The sequence below is a fragment of the Aurantimonas sp. 22II-16-19i genome (assembly GCF_002088275.1).
In the GTDB taxonomy this organism is placed as follows: Bacteria; Pseudomonadota; Alphaproteobacteria; order Rhizobiales; family Rhizobiaceae; genus Jiella.
In genome coordinates, this window is the sequence record NZ_AQQS01000059.1 from 1 (window position 1) to 16,789 (window position 16,789).

A 16,789-nucleotide genomic window follows, 5' to 3' on the forward strand; every position below is an offset into this window, starting at 1 on the left:
GGCGCGTTGGAATCCCCAAAGGGATGCTTTTGTCTCGGTTAATCCACTAGTTGCGCGCAGGCGCATGCACCATCCGATCCGATCGATCGGAGAGACGGCATGAGTGGCATCGACCGGCGAGAGCGACGCAAAGGGTTCGAGACGCTGCCCGGGCCTTCGGGGGCGCGACGGCCAAGGCCCGGCGGTCTGCTTTCGAGAGGGCGGCCGGCAGCGGCCCGAGCGGGGCTTCGGGCCGCCGGCGAGCGCTCAGCCCGCGGGCGTGTTTCGAGCGGCCTTCAGTTCGGCTTCGATGACGTCGAGCGGTTCCGGACGGCCGAAGAAGTAGCCCTGGGCCAGCGCGATGCCGGTGGCGGCGATGGCGTCGACCTGATCGGCGTCTTCCAGCCCCTCGGCGACGACGATGAAGCCGATCCGGTCGGCGAGGTGCTGGACGAGTTCCACCACCGAGCGCGCCGCGCCATTGTCGGCGATGGCGCTGGCGAAGCTGCGATCGATCTTCACCTTGTCGAAGGAATAGGTCGCCAGATAGCCGATCGAGGCATAGCCGGTGCCGAAGTCGTCGAGCGAGAAGCGCAGGCCGAGGGAGCGCAGCTCCTTCATCGTCGCGAGCGTCAGTTCGGGGTTGTCGACGAGCACCGATTCGGTGAGTTCCAGCTCCAGCCGCTCGGCCGGGACCTTGCCTTCGGCGATCAGCTCGCGGATCGTGGTGACGAGGCGCTGGGGCTGGCGGAACTGCATCGGCGAGACGTTGACCGAGATCGAGATCTCTTCCGGCAGGCGCGCGAGGTCGCAGGCGGCGCGCCGCAGCACCCATTCGCCGAGGTCCGAGATCAGGTCGCTGCGCTCGGCGATGGGAATGAATTCGGACGGCGAGATGCTGCCCTTGACGGGATGGTTCCAGCGCAGGAGCGCCTCCACCGAGACCACCTTGCCGGAGTCGATCTCGACGATCGGCTGGTAGTGCAGGTCGAACTGCCCGCCGGCCAGGCCTTCGCGCATTTCCCGCTCGAGCTCGGTGCGGCGGCGGAACGAGGCCTCCATCTCCGGCCGGAAGAGGCTGACGCGGTTCTTGCCGGTCGACTTGGATTCGTAGAGGGCGAGATCGGCCGCCGTCATCAGCGTCGCGCCGTCCGGACCGTGACGCGGGCCGACGGCGGCGCCGATGCTGGCGCCGATGGAGAATTTCCGGTCGCCGATGATGATCGGCGGGCTGAGCGCCTGCATGACCCGCTCGGCAGCCACGAGGCTCGCGTCGCTGTCGGCCGAGGGAATGATCGCGACGAACTCGTCGCCGCCGAACCGCGCCAGGAAATCCGATACGCGCACGGCCGAGCGGATCCGCTCGGCGATGGCGACCAGCACCTTGTCGCCGGTCGCATGGCCGAGGGAATCGTTGATGGTCTTGAAGTCGTCGAGGTCGATGTAGAGGATCGCGACCGACCCGATGCCTTCCCTGAAGCCCGGGCCGATCGAGGCCAGCATCCGGTCGAGCTCGTGGCGGTTCGCCATCCCGGTGAGGGGATCGGTTCGCGCCATGGTCTCGATCTTCTGCTGGGTGTGCTTGCGCTCGCTGATGTCCTCGGTGACGATCAGGATGCCGCCGGACTCGGTCGGCTCGACGTGCAGGAGCAGGGTCTTGCCCTCGGGCGTCGTCAGTTCGCGGGTGTTGGCGACCTCTTCCTTCAGCGTGCGGGCGACGTCCTGGCGGATCAGCGTGGCGTCGCTGCGCGACAGCCGGCGACACTTGACCGCATGGGCCAGCATCGCCTCGAGATTGGCCTCGTCATGATCGTCGCCGACGCCGTAGAGCTCGCCATGGCGGTCGTTCTGCAGCTCCCGCGACAGCGTCTCGTCGAAGGTGACGAGGCCGTGGGTCATCGCACGCAGCGCCAGATGCGCCTGTTCGGCGTGCTTGCGCGACGAGCCCTCGTTCTCGCGCGCCTCGGCCGTCGCGTCGGCGAGCGCCCGCAGGTTGCGGTTGAGAGACAGGACGATGACGAAGTTCGTCAACATGTAGAGGACGATGAAGACCGCGATCGCCCGGTAGTAGGGCTGGTTGGAATGCTCCAGCGCCAGCATCAGCGGCACGCAGAGACACAAGACCTGGACGATGACGTATTTCGGCCGGGCGGCGTTGCGCGCCACGTAGCCGGACGAGAAGGCCACGGCGGCGATGACGTTGAGGATCTGCACCGCGGGGCTGCTCGTCGCCGAGATGGCGTGGAAGCAGCTGATGCCCTGCAAGCCGGCAAACAGCGTGGCGCCGATCTGGAACTCGATGTCCCAGCGCCGGACGGCGCGGCCATCCTCGTCCTCGTGGCAGGCGAGGCGATAGCGCACGAGCGTCGCGATCCGCCCGAGCAGGACGGCGATCGTGACGCAGCTGAGCGTGTAGAAGGTGTTGTCGCGGGTCCAGTGCCAGGACATCAGCATCACCATGATGCCGACGACGTTGGAGATGACGATGGAGGCGGGCGAGGAGAACAGCGAGCCGACGAGAATGCTCTCGCGCTCGGCCGACACGCTCCTGCGCACGTCGCGGCGCGGCCGGCCCATCTGCCGGGTTTCCAGGCCTTCAGAGGCAAAGCGACTATCGGCTGATATGGACACCGCTCTTCCACTCATGGTGAGCTCCGTTGGCTCGACCATAGTCAAGAGTCCTTAACACTTGCCTGCGGTCGCGGCGTCACGGCTCGCCGGGGACGGTGGACGCGGGAAGGCCGGTTCCCCCGACATGCGCGAGCCGGACGTCTGCCGCTGCCAATCGCCAGCCGGGTGCAGGTCTCGCGTTGGCTCGGCGAAGGCCCCGAGACAGGCCTTCGGGGCAGGCCTCGGAGGCAGGGCAGGGAGCCGTTCGCCGGGCGATCCGGATGCCGGCTGGATCGCACGCCGGCACCATGGCCGGTCGCAGCCGCCGGTTATCCGGCCATCCGGCCGAGCATCCGGTCCTGGGCGTGGACGATGCGTTGCAGCTTGGTGATCTCCGCCTCGTCGAGGGCCAGCATGTGATCGACCCAGGCAGCCCCCGCCTCGGCGAGTTCGCCCGCAAGATCGGGACCCATGCGATTGAAGGCTGCGGCGATGGCGATCCGGGAACGCCGGCTGGCCGCGGTCTTCTTGCAGAAGTCCCGCACCCACATGGCGCTGGCGCCGTCGCCGACGACGGCCTCGAGCGCGCCCTTGTCGTAGAACTCCGCGGCGGTGAAGCTCTTGCCCGACAGGAGGATCCGCTCCGCCTCGACCGCCCCGATCCGGCGCGCCAGGATGGGCGCCGCGGCGATCGGGAAGTGGTTGTAGTTGATCTCGGGATAGCAGAAGCTCGCCGACTCCTCGGCGACCACGACGTGGCAGGCGCGGGCCGGGTCGATGCCGCCGCCGAGCGCCCGGCCATGCACTGCCGCGACGGTCGCGACGCGGCCGCCGAGGCCGTTGCTGTTGCCCTCGATCACCGCGCAGGCCGTCTCGGCATAGCGCGCCAGCCCTGCGCGATCACGCCGGGCGAGGCAGTCGAGATAGTAGTCGAGATCGCCGCCGAGGGAGAACACCGGGCCCGAGGTGCGGTAGGCCAAGACCGCGACCGGCATGTCCTCTCCGGCATCGACCATGGCCCGCAGCGCCTCCTGCACGCGCAGCACGCTGTCGACGAGAGGCAGGGTGAAGACCGGCTTCGGCTCGGGATGCATGACGAGCCAGAGCAGACCGTGCTGCTCCTCGAACATCAGCTGCAGCTGGGGAAGCGCGCCCGTGCGGTCGGTGATCCGGTCCACGATGTGGCTGTGGACCGGCGCTGCCGCGGGCCTCAACTGAAGGGAATCGGCGAACTGAACCTGCGGCATTGGTACAATCTCCACTCGACTGGTAATCGCAGCTTAACCGTGCAACCCGGTTCTGTAAAATTTGAATCTAAGAGAAGGTTAATGTCCCTATTTTACATAACGTTTGATTAACGATGAGAACCCCGGACCCGATCGGGTTCGGCAGGCCATCTTCGGCAGGAGGATCCTGGACGGCGCCGCGGCGGGCCGAAGCGGCCAAGCCGGAGCCCGCGCGAGATGGCTCGCCGACGGGGCGAGCCGGGTTCCCCCGGCCCCGCAATGCGCAAGCTGGAATCGGGGTGCGAGCGCCCGCGATTGTCCGGCTCCCGTCCGGCTGAACCTGCAGCTTGCCGCGTGACAGGTCCGCCGCCCGACTGGAGTTGCGTCGGTCGTCGGCGATCAGAGGGTCTTCGCGCCGTTCACCGGCAGCCGGATCCCGTAGAGCGAGGTGGTTCCACACACGTAGAGATAGTTCCGCTTCGGCCCGCCGAAACAGAGGTTGGCGACCACCTCGGGAACCCGGATCTTGCCGATGAGGGTGCCGTCCGGGTCGTAGCAATGGACGCCGTCGGCGGCACTGGTCCAGATCCGGCCGGCGTCGTCGAGACGCAGGCCGTCGAAAAGCCCGCTGGTCGACGTCGCGAAAACCCCGCCGCCGGAGATGCGGCCGTCGTCCCCGACGTCGAACCGGCGGATATGGCGCGGGCCGTCCTCGACATGGGTGGCGCCGGTGTCGACGATGTAGATCTGGCGTTCGTCCAGCGAGAAGGCGAGGCCGTTCGGCTGCACGAAGTCGTCGGCGACGATGGCGAGGCTCGCGTCGCGCGGATCGAAGCGGAAGACGTGGCTGCCGGCCTGTTCGCGCTGGCCGCGATGGCCTTCGTAGTCGGTGTCGATGCCGTAGGTCGGATCGGTGAACCAGATCGTGCCGTCGGACTTCTCGACGACGTCGTTGGGGCTGTTCAGCCGCCTGCCGTCATGGGAATCGGCAAGCGTGACGACCCGGCCGTCGAACTCGGTGCGCGAGACGCGCCGACCCCCGTGCTCGCAGCTGACCAGCCGTCCCGAGCGGTCGACGGTGTTGCCGTTGGAATGGCCGGCAGGCTGGCGGAAGACCCCGACCGTGCCGGTGCATTCGTCGTAGCGCAGCATCCGGTCGTTGGGGATGTCGGACCACACCAGGCAGCGTCCGGCCGGGAAATAGGCCGGCCCTTCCGCCCAGCGGCAGCCCGTGTAGAGGACGTCGAGCCGGGCCGTCGGCACGAAGAGCCGCCGGAACCGTTCGTCCAGAACCTCGAAGATTTCCGATGCCATGTTCAAGCCTCCTCCCAGGCGATCGCCTCGCAGCCGTCCTGGCGAAGGTCGGCCCGCCTCCCGCGGTGCCGACCCCGACGCTGCTTGTCGCGGCTATCGGGTCCGGGGGACGGCGACCCGTCGCCGGAGGATCCCGCCAGGACCGTCAGCGACACCGGTTTAGGAGGTCCGGGCGCAATTGTCACGATGGACGCAGGCCGGCGGAGGGCCGAGGGGTCGAGGGGCAAAGGGGCGAGGCTCAGGCGATGCGGCGCAGACGGGCGGCCTCCCGGGCCCCGTCGCCGAAGCGGTCCGAGCGCCGGTAGCCGACGAGGAAGGCCTCGACCGTCTCGCTTGCCGGCCTTGGCTGGCCGAAGAAGTAGCCCTGCAACTGGTCGCAGCCGAGGGAGGCGAGGAACTGCGCCTGATCCTCGGTCTCGACGCCCTCCGTCGTCACCTTCATCTTCATCTGATGGGCGAGGGAGACGATCGTCGCGACGATCTCCTTGACGTTGGGCTCGCCGTTCTCCAGCGCCTTCATGAAGGACTGGTCGATCTTCAGCTTGTCGAACGGGAACCGCCACAGATAGCCGAGCGAGGAATAGCCGGTGCCGAAATCGTCCATGTCGATGGAGATGCCGAGTTCCTTCAGGGCGTGCAGCTGGTCGAGGATGGCGGTCGAGCGCTCGAGGAGCAGCGATTCCACCACCTCGACCTCGAGCCGCCGGCCCTCGATGCCCGCCGCACACAGCGCGGCCTCGATGATCTCGACGAGATCGCCGTCCTGGAACTGCACGGCGGAGAGGTTGACCGAGACGAACAGCGGCTCCGGCCATTCCGCGATCTGCCGCGTCGCTTCCTGGATGACCCAGCTGCCGAGCGCCTTGATGTAGCCCCGCGCCTCGGCGATCGGGACGAATTCGGCGGGAGGGATCAGCGTGCCCCTCTCGTCGCGCAGGCGAACCAGCGCCTCGAAGCCGACGAGCGAACCGTCGCTGCCCTTGACCAGCGGCTGGTAGAACAGCTCGAAGCCGTTCTCCTCGACGGCGCGCTTGATATGCGCCTCGACCTGCCGGCGGCGATGCATCGCCTCGTCCATCTTCGGTTCGAAGAAGACCACCGGATTGCGCTGCTCGCCCTTGTTGTGGAAATGCGCGATCTCGGCGTGCTTGACGAGTTCGGAGTGGCTGCGCCCGTGATCGGGGGCCATGGCGCAACCGATGGAGATCTTCGGGGCAACGACGTGCCCGTCGATCTCGATCGCCTCGCCCACCGTTTCGGCGAGCCGCGCCGCCAGCGCGACGATCTCCTCGCGGGCCGTCACGCGCCGCCGCACGACGGCGAAATCGTCCGGCCCGACCCGCGCGACGAGGTCGTCGGGGCTCAGGGTGGTGGCGATGCGGCGCGCCACGATCCGCAGGATCTCGTCACCGCGGCTCTGCCCGAGACGGTCGTTGATGTCCGCCAGGTCGTCGAGGTCGACGAAGAGATAGGCGATGTCCTCGCGCGTCGCGCGGATCTTGAACAGCAGCTGGTCGCAGGCCTCCTGCATCCTGCGCCGGTTCAGGAGCTGGGTCAGCGTGTCGTGATCGGCGAGGAAGCGGATGCGGGCGTCCGCCTCGGCGATCTTCCGGCGCCGGAGCTGATAGAGCATGAACGGGACGCAGGTCGCCGCGAGGATGATCAGGACCACCATCGAATAGGTGCGCGCGAGCGTCGTCTGGTAGTGGTGGCGCTCGGAGATCATGTCGGCGACCACCGACAGGAAGCCCATGGTGCGGCCGTCGCGGATGAGCGGCATGATCACCGAGGGATTGGTCTTGCCGTCGTCATAGACGATCTGCCAGAAGCCCGGCTGCGCGACGACCGCCGAGCCGAGCTTGTCGCCGGTGGAGACCCCGCCGCTGCGATCGCGCAGCAGCCATTCGTAGCGCTCCGAACGCGAGCGGAACGTCTCGTTGCCGGTTCGGTCGAAGACCGCATAGCCGTCGATGCCGGAGAGATCGGCGATCTTGCGCAGCATTTCCTCCGAGCCGGGATCGCGGGAGATGCCCGTCAGCAGCGCGTCGACGCTGCCTCCCGGCCCGAGCAGGAGATTGGCGAAGTTCTGGCCGCGGTTCTTCATCTCCGCCTCGACCAGCCGGCCGACCGCGTCGCTGCCGATCGCAAGGATGCTCACGGCGACGAAGCCGACGATGGCTCCCGCTCCGAGGAGGTTTTTCCAGAAGAACCGTTTTGCCAGGATGGAAATCATGGATCCGTGCGCTCACCGATCGAGTGACCGTGCCTTTGAGAGGTAAATTTTTCGGTGACAGGTGGGGCCGTTTCGCGCGTTTCTTTCTCGCGCCACATCGGCAGAATGGATGAAATGACAGGAGCTTGCGGACCGCGCGGGCCTCAGGAGCGCAGCGCTCGGCCCGCCGCGCCTGGTATTCTGTACAATTATTGGTTTCACCAGCGGCATCTTCCGTAGCGGCATGCGCCGGGACGCCGGCTTCCCCGGAGGGGCGCGGCAGCGGGTTTCGCAGGTCACCCCGTGAGGCCGGCGGCGCTGGGATGCCGGCACGCGCGCCGCGTCGACGAGCGATTCGCCGCGGGGGAAGATGCGACCGGGTACAACCGGAGCGGGAAGATCCGGCGACCATTCGCCGGCGGAACCGATCCTCCCGCGCTTTGCCGATCGTCCGGCGCCTTCATGTGCGCGGCGCACGCTCGCATCGAAGATCGCGCAGGAGCTTTTGCGGGACGGCTCGCATCGGGCGCTTCCGAGGGGCGTTCGCCCGTCACCCTTTCACCGTCCCATAGGCCTCCAGAGCGCGTTGGCGCGCCGCGCCATGATCGACGATCGGCTTGGGGTAAGTCTCGCCGAGCGTCACTCCGGTTTGCCGCAGGAGCGTTTCGCCGGCCTCCCAGGGCGCATGGATCGCCCTGGCGGGAAGGTGCCGCAATTCCGGAACGAAGCTGCGGATGTACTCGCCCTTCGGGTCGAACTTCTCGCTCTGGGTGATCGGGTTGAAGATCCGGAAGAACGGCTGCGCGTCGGCGCCGGAGCCGCCGATCCACTGCCATTGCGAGGTGTTGGAGGCGATGTCGCCGTCGACCAGCGTGTCCCAGAACCAGCGCTCGCCCTCGCGCCAGTCGATCAGCAGGTCCTTGGTCAGGAACGAGCCGACGATCATCCGCACCCGGTTGTGCATCCAGCCCGTCTGCCAGAGCTGGCGCATCCCGGCATCGACGATCGGATAGCCGGTGAGGCCCCCGGTCCAGGCCTTCAGATCTCCCGCCGACCCGCGCCAGGGAAAATCGTCGAAGCGGGCGTTGAAGTTGTCCTCTCCCAGCCGGCCGAAATGATAGAGGAGATGATAGTTGAAGTCGCGCCAGACGAGCTCCTGGCGAAAGGTGCGGATCGCCTCGGAGGCGATCGTCTTGCGGCCTGCGGCATGGGCGTTGGCGGTGTGCCAGGCCCGGAACGGCGAGATTTCGCCCCATCGCAGATAGGGCGAGAGCCGCGAGGTCTCGTCGGCAAAGGGGCGCTCGCGGCCTTCGTGATATCGTGGAAGAAGTGCGTCGCAGAAGTGTTCGAGCCGCTCCTGGGCGGCCTGTTCGCCGGGGATCCAGAACGCGGCGATGCCGCCCGACCAGTCGGGCTGCGTCGGCAGGAGCTCCCAGTCCTCCAGCGCGTCCGATTTCGGAAAGGCGGCGGGCTGCCTGAAGCCCTCTGGCGGGTCGATCGGATCGCGAAACCCCGTCTCCGAGACGTTCTTCCAGAACGGCGTGTAGACCTTGTAGTAGCCGCCGGTCTTGGTTTTGACCTTGTCCGGCTCGTGCAGGATGTTGGCGGTGAAGCGCTCGACCGACACGGCGTCGCCCAGCGCGTCCGCGATGGCCTCGTCGACGCTGAGCGAGGCCGGATCGTAGCGGCGGTTGAAGAACAGGGCGCTCGCGCCGACCGCCTCGATTACCTCCCGGACGTGGTCACCGGCCTTGCCGCGGCGCAGCGTCAGCCGCGAGCCCTTGCCGCGCAGCGAGGCGGCGAAGCTTTGAAGCGAGTGATGCAGCCACCATCTGTGGGCGCCGCCGAGGCTGCGCACGCCCTGCGATTCCTCGTCGAGAACCACCAGCGGCACCACCGGCCGGCCGGTTGCGGCGGCATAAGCGAGGGCGGGATTGTCGTCCAGCCTCAGATCGTCGCGAAGCCATACGACGATGGGGCCGTCGTCGCGATGTGCCGTGTCTGCCATGGTGTCCCGCTGCTGCCGTCTTCGGATGGGGCCGGTAACTGTCTTCCCGGCGCGAGATTGCGAGGCATGTGCGACGATACGCCTGAGACGAAGAACTGGTAACGGCCGTTCACGATACGGCGACAATTCGTCACGAATCACCCCCTCCCAGGCCGGGTGCGGGATCGCCTATCTAGCCGTCGACACCAGTCAGGGACCAGCCAAGGAGGCGAACATGACCCTTGCACTCACGGGCATCCACCATCTCACCGCCATCACGGCCGACGCGCCGGGCAATCTCGACTTCTACAAGCGCGTGCTCGGCATGCGACTGGTCAAGAAGACCGTCAACCAGGACGACACGTCGGCCTATCACCTGTTCTACGCCGACGGCCTGGCTTCGCCCGGCACCGACGTGACCTTCTTCGACTGGCCGGCGCCGCGCGAGCGTCGCGGCACCCGTTCGGTCGCCCGCACCTCGCTGCGCGTTTCGGGCCGCGAGAGCCTGGAATACTGGGCCGCGCGGCTGCAGGAGCACGGCGTTGCCGCCGACGCGATCCGCAGCCTCGACGGCCGCGAGGGCATCGACTTCGAGGACTTCGAGGGACAGCGCCTGCGGCTCGTCGACGATGGCGGGGCGGGAACGGCCCATCCCTGGGACGCCAGCACCGTCCCGGCCGAGCACCAGATCCGCGGCCTCGGGCCGATCGTCCTGTCGGTGCCCGATCTGGCCCCCACCGAGGCGCTGCTCACCCGCGTCATGAACATGCGCGAGGCGCGCCGCTACGAGGAGGCGGGGGCGACGGTCCACGTTTTCGAGATGGGCGAGGGCGGCCCGGCGGCCGAGCTGCATGTCGCCGTCGAGCCGCATCTCGAGGCGGCGGGCCAGGGCGCCGGCGGCGTCCATCACGTCGCCTTCCGGACCAACGACACGGCCGAGCTGACCGAATGGGCCAGCCGGGTGCGGGAGTTCCGGGTGCCGTCGAGCGGCGAGGTCGAGCGCTACTATTTCCGCTCGCTGTATTTCCGCGAGCCGAACGGCATCCTGTTCGAGATCGCCACCGACGGGCCGGGCTTTGCCGTCGACGAGCCGCTGGCGAGCCTCGGCGAGAGCCTGTCGCTGCCGCCGTTCCTCGAGCCGAAGCGGGCGGCGATCGAGGCCAATCTGAAGCCGCTCGTCTGAGACGTCGAGGCCGACCGGACGGCCCCCGGCAGAAGCCGGACCTTGCCGGCGGATTTGCCAAGATCCGCCGGCAGGCGTGGTCCACTCTGGATCGGGCCGCCTGCGCCCGTGCCGGGAACCCGCCTCGGTTCGGCGCCGCCATACGAAGTCCGATGCAGCCCTCGGGGCATCGGACCGCCGTCCGATCGATCGTCGCGCGGGCTTGATACACAACCGTCGAGAAGGAAGCCTTCGATGCCCATCCTCCGCCTCACCGGACCGCTCGCCGAAAGCGGCCTCGTCGCCGCGGGAAGCGATCCCCGCAGCGCCCGGCTCGCCATGGTCGCGATCCACGGCCGCGGCGCATCCGGTGCCGACATCATCGGGCTCGCCGATGCCTTCGGCCTGCCGGACCTCTTCGCCGTCGCCCCGGATGCGCCCGGCGGCGCCTGGTATCCCGCGCCCTTCACCCAGCCGCTCGACGCCAACGAGCCGCATCTCTCCAACGCGCTGGCGCGCATCGACGAGATCCTCGGCCTGCTGAAGGACGAGGGCTTCGGGCCGGACCGGGTGGTGCTGGCCGGCTTCTCGCAGGGCGCCTGCCTGTCGCTGGAATATCTCGCGCGCAATGCCGGCAGCGTCGCCGGCGTGCTCGGCTTTTCCGGCGGCCTGATCGGGCCGGATGCGGCGAAGCGGCCGGAAACCGCGAGCCTCGCCGGCACCAAGGTGTTCATCGGCTGCAGCCGGACCGATCCGTTCATTCCGGCGCTGCGGGTGATGGAGACCGAGCGCCACCTGGCCGATCGCGGCGCCAGCGTCGAGGCCAAGCTCTATCCGGAGCCCGGCCACACGATCAATCAGGACGAGATCGTCCGCGCCGTCGCGCTGCTGCAGTCGATCGGCTAGATCGCCGGGCCTCCGGCAGACCGCACGCAGGATGATCCATCCGATGGGATCGACACATGGTGAAGGGCCGAAGATCGACGCGCGGGTTCGGTCCGATGTTCGGGGCGCAGCCGGAATTCGCTGAGAGCGTGCGGGGTCGAGCAGGCTCCGCCCGCATCCTCGTGCTCTCGTCATTGCGTCTCGTCATCGCGTCGCATCATTGAGTCGCCGGGCCGCATTGAGTCGCCGGGCCGCACCCGATGGTCTTGCGGGCCCCGTCTCCCATCCGGGGCGGACCGCCGGCGGCCTCGGGTCGTCCACTGCAAAAGGCCTCGGCGGCTTTCGCTTCGGCCTCCTCCCGCAGCATGCCGGACCGAACGGATCGGTCCGGCTGGTCAGCCCTGCGCCGAGGCGGCGACGGCCGGATCCTCGGGCAGGCGGAACACCGCGAGCACATGCGCGGTCTCAGCCAGCTCGGGCGTGAACTGGCGCCGCCAGTCGGGCGAACCGGCCCGTCGCAGCGTGGCGCTCAAGGGGGCGGAGCGTCGTAGTCCCTCGAGGCTCACCCGGGCGGAGGCGCGCCGGCCGGCGAGCAGCCGGTTGACGGTCGCTTCGAGCAGCTGGCCGTCGTTGCGGTTGGCGAGGGCCAGATGGTCGTCGAAGAAGCGTGGCCGGAAGTAGCGTGCCTCGCGCAGGAGGTCTTCCGCCGCGGCGTTCGCCGCGCTGATGACCAGCTCCCGGTCCAGCAGCAGCACTGGCGTGCAGAGCGGGTCCCAGGTGCTCTCGATCCTGTCCCGGCTCGGCTGATCGGGACTGCCGATCGCATGGGAGACGACGAAGGCATCGACCAGATCCCCCGCCAGCCGTCGCAGCAGCGTCAGGACGGCGGGCAGGACGGCATCGCGCCGCTCGCGCGGCGCCGTCATCGTCAGCGACCAGCTCTGCTGCGCGCAGTCGTGCAGGATCAGGCCGGCATCGATCGGACCGCCCTCGGCAGAGAATTCCTGCTGGGCCTGCTGCGCCGCGCCGTCCGGATCGTCGAACCGGAAGATGGTGCCCGGCTCCAGGGAGGGGTAGCAGTCGTCCTGCCAGCCGCTGTCGGAATAGCGCAGCCTCGTCCTGTTGGCGACGGACAGCGCGCGGTGGACCTTGAAGCTCCGCCGCGCGACGTCGCGATCGATCCGTCTCAGGCGCGTTTCGACGCCGGGAAGAACCTTCTCGATCACGCCGAGGAGCGGAGACCAGGATGACGGGCAAAGGGAGGCGTGGCCGACACGCTCGCGAACGAGGTCCAGCCGACCGGGAAACTGGAGTAACATTGACGCATGCCGTTTCTAAGCCCCACCAGCATGATTCCACTGTCGCCGGAAAATTACAAGACCGTAAGATACGGCGAAATGAACTCCCCGCGGCGCGGGAGAATTTTTATAAGATCGCCTTACCGAGTATGGACCCACGCCTGCGCGATCTTCTTCGTCGGTCCCGCAACAGGACAGTCTCCGTCGGGCACGCTCCGGCGAAGTCTTGACGCCGCTCCGGTTTCGAGCGCCGGTCGCCGGAGGCCCGTCGGGCCCCGCACGATCCCGGGTCATGGCGCAGGTCCTGTCGAGTGCCCTGTCAAAAGTGGCCCTGCCGAGAGGCTCTGTCGAGTGGCCCCGTCGGCGGGCCATGCGACCCGCTGCCGAGCGGCCCCGCAAACCGGCTCTTGAAGCGCGAGGCGAAGCGGGGTATATGACCGTCATATTCTCTGCGGTGATGTCGTGAGAGTGGGTCCTGCCGGTCCCGCTCTTTTTTGTTACCCGGAATTCGGCTCGGCCGATCGCTCCGGAAGGCATGGCGGAACGGCGGGGACGGAAAGACGCAACGGCCAGGGCGGACCGGGCGCACGCCAAGCGCGGCGCCGGCGAGCCGGGCCGCACTGGCCGCAGGGTGCGGGCGTCCGCCACGCGGCGGACCTTGCGAATGGGCCGATCTCTGAAGGAGCGCGAGCCGAAGCCATATGCGCATCGTCAAGGAACAAGGACTGGAAGCCAAGATCGCGGACGCCGTCGAGGCGGCGATCGAGCAGGCCGGCTATCGGCTGGTGCGGGTGCGCATCTCCGGGCTGAACGGCATGACGGTACAGATCATGGCGGAACGGCCGGACGGCACCATGACCGTCGAGGACTGCGAGGCGGTCTCGCGGGCGATCTCGCCGGTGCTCGACGTGGCCGATCCGGTCGACAAGGCCTATCACCTCGAAGTCTCCTCCCCGGGCATCGACCGCCCGCTGGTGCGCAAGGGCGACTTCGAGACCTGGGCCGGCTATCTGATGAAGCTGGAGACCAACCGGCTGATCGGCGAGCGCAAGCGGTTTCGGGGCAAGATCGTCGCGGTCACCGACGAGGTGATCCGCATCGAGCGGGACCAGCCGGCCTATGGCGAGCCGAACGCGGTGGAGATCCCCTTCGACGCCATCGGCGAGGCGCGGCTGATCCTCACCGACGATCTGATCGCCGCCTCGCTGAAGGCCGACAAGGCCGCCCGCAAGCGGCGCGGCGAGCCGGAGGAGCCGGAGGAGCCGGAAGGCGACGAGACGGCCGAACATGCCGATGACGAGCCCGGCACCCACTGACGCGGGGCCGGAGAGACGAATATGAGGCGCCTCGTCGCCGGCCCCGGGCCGGCGACAGACCGGGCGAAACGACGGGACGAGCCTTCGGAGCGACCATCCGACGTGGCCGGCCGACCAGGAGAAACGACAAATGGCAGTCAGTGCGAACAGGCTCGAGCTTCTGCAGATCGCGGACGCCGTGGCGCGGGAAAAGTCGATCGACCGCGACATCGTGATCGGCGCCATGGCCGACGCCATCCAGAAGGCCGCGCGCTCGCGATACGGGCAAGAGACCAACATCCGCGTCGACATCAACACCAAGACCGGCGAGATGAAGCTGCAGCGGCTGCTCGAGGTCGTCGACGACGTCGAGAACCCGAACACCCAGATCTACCTGGAACTCGCCCGCGACAAGAACCCCGACGCCGAGCCCGGCGACTTCATCGCCGAGCAGCTGCCGCCGATGGACTTCGGCCGCATCGCCGCCCAGTCGGCCAAGCAGGTGATCGTCCAGAAGGTGCGCGAGGCCGAGCGCGACCGCCAGTATGACGAGTTCCGGGACCGTGTCGGCGAGATCGTCAACGGCTCGGTGAAGCGCGTCGAATACGGCAACGTCATCGTCGATCTCGGCCGCGGCGAGGGCATCATCCGGCGCGACGAGCAGATCCCGCGCGAGGTCTTCCGCTACGGCGACCGGGTCCGCGCCTATGTCTACGACGTGCGCCGCGAGCAGCGCGGCCCGCAGATCTTCCTGTCGCGCACCCATCCGCAGTTCATGGCGAAGCTCTTCACCATGGAAGTGCCGGAGATCTACGACGGCATCATCACCATCAAGGCGGTCGCCCGCGATCCCGGCTCGAGGGCGAAGATCGCCGTGATCTCGTCGGATAGCTCGGTCGATCCGGTCGGCGCCTGCGTCGGCATGCGGGGCTCGCGCGTCCAGGCCGTCGTCGCCGAGCTGCAGGGCGAGAAGATCGACATCATTCCCTGGTCGCCGGACGCCGCCGCCTTCCTCGTCAACGCGCTGCAGCCGGCGGAAGTCGCCAAGGTCGTGCTCGACGAGGACGCCGAGAGGATTGAAGTCGTCGTGCCCGATGACCAACTCTCACTTGCGATCGGCCGCCGCGGACAGAACGTGCGCCTCGCCTCGCAGCTCACCGGCTGGGACATCGACATCCTGACCGAGGAGGAGGAATCCTCCCGCCGCCAGAAGGAGTTCCAGGAGCGTTCCGAGACCTTCATGGAGGCCCTCGACGTCGACGAGATGGTCGGCCAGCTGCTGGCATCGGAAGGGTTCGCGACGGTCGAGGAAGTGGCCTATGTCGATCCCGACGAGGTTGCTTCCATCGAAGGCTTCGACGAGGATACGGCCCAGGAGATCCAGACGCGTGCCCGCGAGTATCTGGAACGCCGTGAGGCCGAGTTCGACGCCCGCCGCACGGAACTGGGCGTTGCGGACGAGCTGAAGGACATCGACGGGCTGACCACCGAAATGCTGGTCGCGCTCGGTCAGGAGGACGTCAAGTCGCTGGAGGACTTCGCCGGCTGCGCCGTCGACGATCTCACCGGCTGGAGCGAGCGCAAGGACGGCGAGACCAAGCGCTATCCGGGCGCGCTGTCGCCCTTCGAGGTGTCGCGGGCCGATGCCGAGCGGATGATCCTGACCGCGCGGCTGAAGGCCGGCTGGATCACCGAGGCCGACATCGCCGGCCCGCAGGAGGAATTGGACGAGGAAGCCGAGGAGGCGCTGGAACAGGGCGCTGCGTGAGGAGCGGCAAGGGAACGATGCCAGCCGCAGCAGCCGATGCCGAAGATGCGGGGGACCGTGTGACGCAGGCGCCCGATCGCGATCATGACGGAGACGAGATCCTGAACGATCGCACCTGCATCGTCAGCCGCGAGCGCCGCGAGGCCGCCGATCTCATCCGCTTCGTGCGCGATCCGCAGAACAGCGTCGTGCCGGATCTGGCGCGCAAGCTGCCGGGGCGCGGCGCGCATGTCTCCTTCAGCCGCAAGGCGGTGGAGGAGGCGGTGAAGCGGCGGCTGTTCAAGCGGGCCTTCCGGTCCGAGGTGGAGACGCCGGCCGATCTTGCCGCGATGGTCGACCGGCTGCTGGTCCGCCAGGTGTCGGGATCGCTCGGCCTCGCCCGCAAGGCCGGCCAGCTGGTGACCGGCGCGGCCAAGGTCGAGGCGGCGATGCGCTCGGGGCGCACGCTCGGCCTCGTCCAGGCCCGCGACGCCGCCGAGGACGGGCTGCGCAAGATCGACGGGTCACGCCGCGCAGGGGAGCGCGGAACCGGCCGCGCGATTCCGGGATTTCGCCTGCTGGACGCCGACGAAATCAGTTTGGCGTTGGGCGGGTGGAATGTGATACATGCAGCCATCCTTGCCGGTGATGCAGGCTCGGCTGTGCTGAAGCGCTTGGAAGCGCTGGCGAAATATCGGGGCGAAAAGCCCACTGAAGCGATCGACGGCGCTGCAAGCGGCGACTCGAGGGCTGAAGATTGAGACTGCAAACCATCGGAAGCGCCTCTTCGAGCGTCGCTTCCTTGCGAGACGAACGGCGCGGGACCGATCCCGCGCAGGAAGTGGAAGCGTAGATGAGCGATACCAAGTCCGGCGACGACAAGACGCTCCATGTGAGCACCAAGAAGACCCTGACCATCAAGCGCGGCGGCGTCGAGCAGTCGACGGTGCGCCAGAACTTCAGCCATGGTCGCACCAAGAATGTCGTGGTCGAGACCAAGAAGCGGCGGATTCACAAGCCCGAGGACACGCCGGCGCCAGCGCCGAACGTGGCCGCGGGGCTGAAGCCGCGCGC

Annotated in this window: 12 protein-coding genes; 6 read left to right on the forward strand and 6 right to left on the reverse strand. The window is 68.1% G+C overall.

Annotation, left to right across the window (positions count from 1 at the left end; all coding sequences use genetic code 11):
* Positions 1-246: 246 nt before the first annotated feature.
* From ATO4_RS25970 to ATO4_RS25990, 5 genes are all read right to left on the reverse strand, one after another.
* A complete protein-coding gene (locus ATO4_RS25970; protein ID WP_176223186.1) occupies positions 247-2,610 on the reverse strand; it encodes an EAL domain-containing protein in 2,364 nt (787 codons plus the stop codon).
* 308 nt (positions 2,611-2,918) lie between these two features.
* Positions 2,919-3,836 carry a crotonase/enoyl-CoA hydratase family protein gene (locus ATO4_RS25975; protein WP_083594979.1) on the reverse strand — a complete coding sequence of 306 codons (918 nt, stop codon included), beginning with the start codon at positions 3,834-3,836 and terminating at the stop codon, positions 2,919-2,921.
* A 378-nt stretch (positions 3,837-4,214) separates the two neighbouring features.
* On the reverse strand, positions 4,215-5,129 hold the full coding sequence (locus ATO4_RS25980) for an SMP-30/gluconolactonase/LRE family protein (protein WP_083594981.1): 915 nt from the start codon (positions 5,127-5,129) through the stop codon (positions 4,215-4,217).
* 238 nt (positions 5,130-5,367) lie between these two features.
* A complete protein-coding gene (locus ATO4_RS25985) occupies positions 5,368-7,362 on the reverse strand; it encodes a phosphodiesterase (RefSeq protein WP_245308930.1) in 1,995 nt (664 codons plus the stop codon).
* A 529-nt stretch (positions 7,363-7,891) separates the two neighbouring features.
* Positions 7,892-9,349, reverse strand: coding sequence for a deoxyribodipyrimidine photo-lyase (locus ATO4_RS25990; protein ID WP_083594983.1), 1,458 nt, complete (start codon positions 9,347-9,349; stop codon positions 7,892-7,894).
* A gap of 214 nt (positions 9,350-9,563) precedes the next feature.
* On the opposite strand from ATO4_RS25990, the gene ATO4_RS25995 reads away from it, so the two are divergent.
* Both ATO4_RS25995 and ATO4_RS26000 read left to right on the forward strand, forming a co-directional pair.
* The gene (locus ATO4_RS25995) at positions 9,564-10,511 is read left to right on the forward strand and encodes a ring-cleaving dioxygenase (protein ID WP_083594985.1); all 948 of its coding nucleotides are present in this window, start codon (positions 9,564-9,566) and stop codon (positions 10,509-10,511) included.
* A gap of 234 nt (positions 10,512-10,745) precedes the next feature.
* On the forward strand, positions 10,746-11,396 hold the full coding sequence (locus ATO4_RS26000) for a dienelactone hydrolase family protein (RefSeq protein ID WP_083594987.1): 651 nt from the start codon (positions 10,746-10,748) through the stop codon (positions 11,394-11,396).
* A 374-nt stretch (positions 11,397-11,770) separates the two neighbouring features.
* Here ATO4_RS26000 and ATO4_RS26005 read toward each other — a convergent pair whose 3' ends face one another.
* Positions 11,771-12,694 carry a hypothetical protein gene (locus ATO4_RS26005; RefSeq protein WP_083594989.1) on the reverse strand — a complete coding sequence of 308 codons (924 nt, stop codon included), beginning with the start codon at positions 12,692-12,694 and terminating at the stop codon, positions 11,771-11,773.
* Between the two features lie 680 nt (positions 12,695-13,374).
* Between ATO4_RS26005 and rimP the strand changes: the two genes are divergently transcribed.
* From rimP to ATO4_RS26025, 4 genes are all read left to right on the forward strand, one after another.
* Complete coding sequence (gene rimP, locus ATO4_RS26010) at positions 13,375-13,989, forward strand: ribosome maturation factor RimP (RefSeq protein WP_083594991.1); 615 nt, start codon at positions 13,375-13,377, stop codon at positions 13,987-13,989.
* A gap of 130 nt (positions 13,990-14,119) precedes the next feature.
* Positions 14,120-15,736 carry a transcription termination factor NusA gene (nusA, locus tag ATO4_RS26015; protein ID WP_083594993.1) on the forward strand — a complete coding sequence of 539 codons (1,617 nt, stop codon included), beginning with the start codon at positions 14,120-14,122 and terminating at the stop codon, positions 15,734-15,736.
* Between the two features lie 59 nt (positions 15,737-15,795).
* Complete coding sequence (locus ATO4_RS26020; RefSeq protein ID WP_245308931.1) at positions 15,796-16,476, forward strand: RNA-binding protein; 681 nt, start codon at positions 15,796-15,798, stop codon at positions 16,474-16,476.
* 92 nt (positions 16,477-16,568) lie between these two features.
* On the forward strand, positions 16,569-16,789 hold a 221-nt coding region (locus tag ATO4_RS26025), incomplete at its 3' end, for a translation initiation factor IF-2 associated domain-containing protein (protein WP_139802711.1).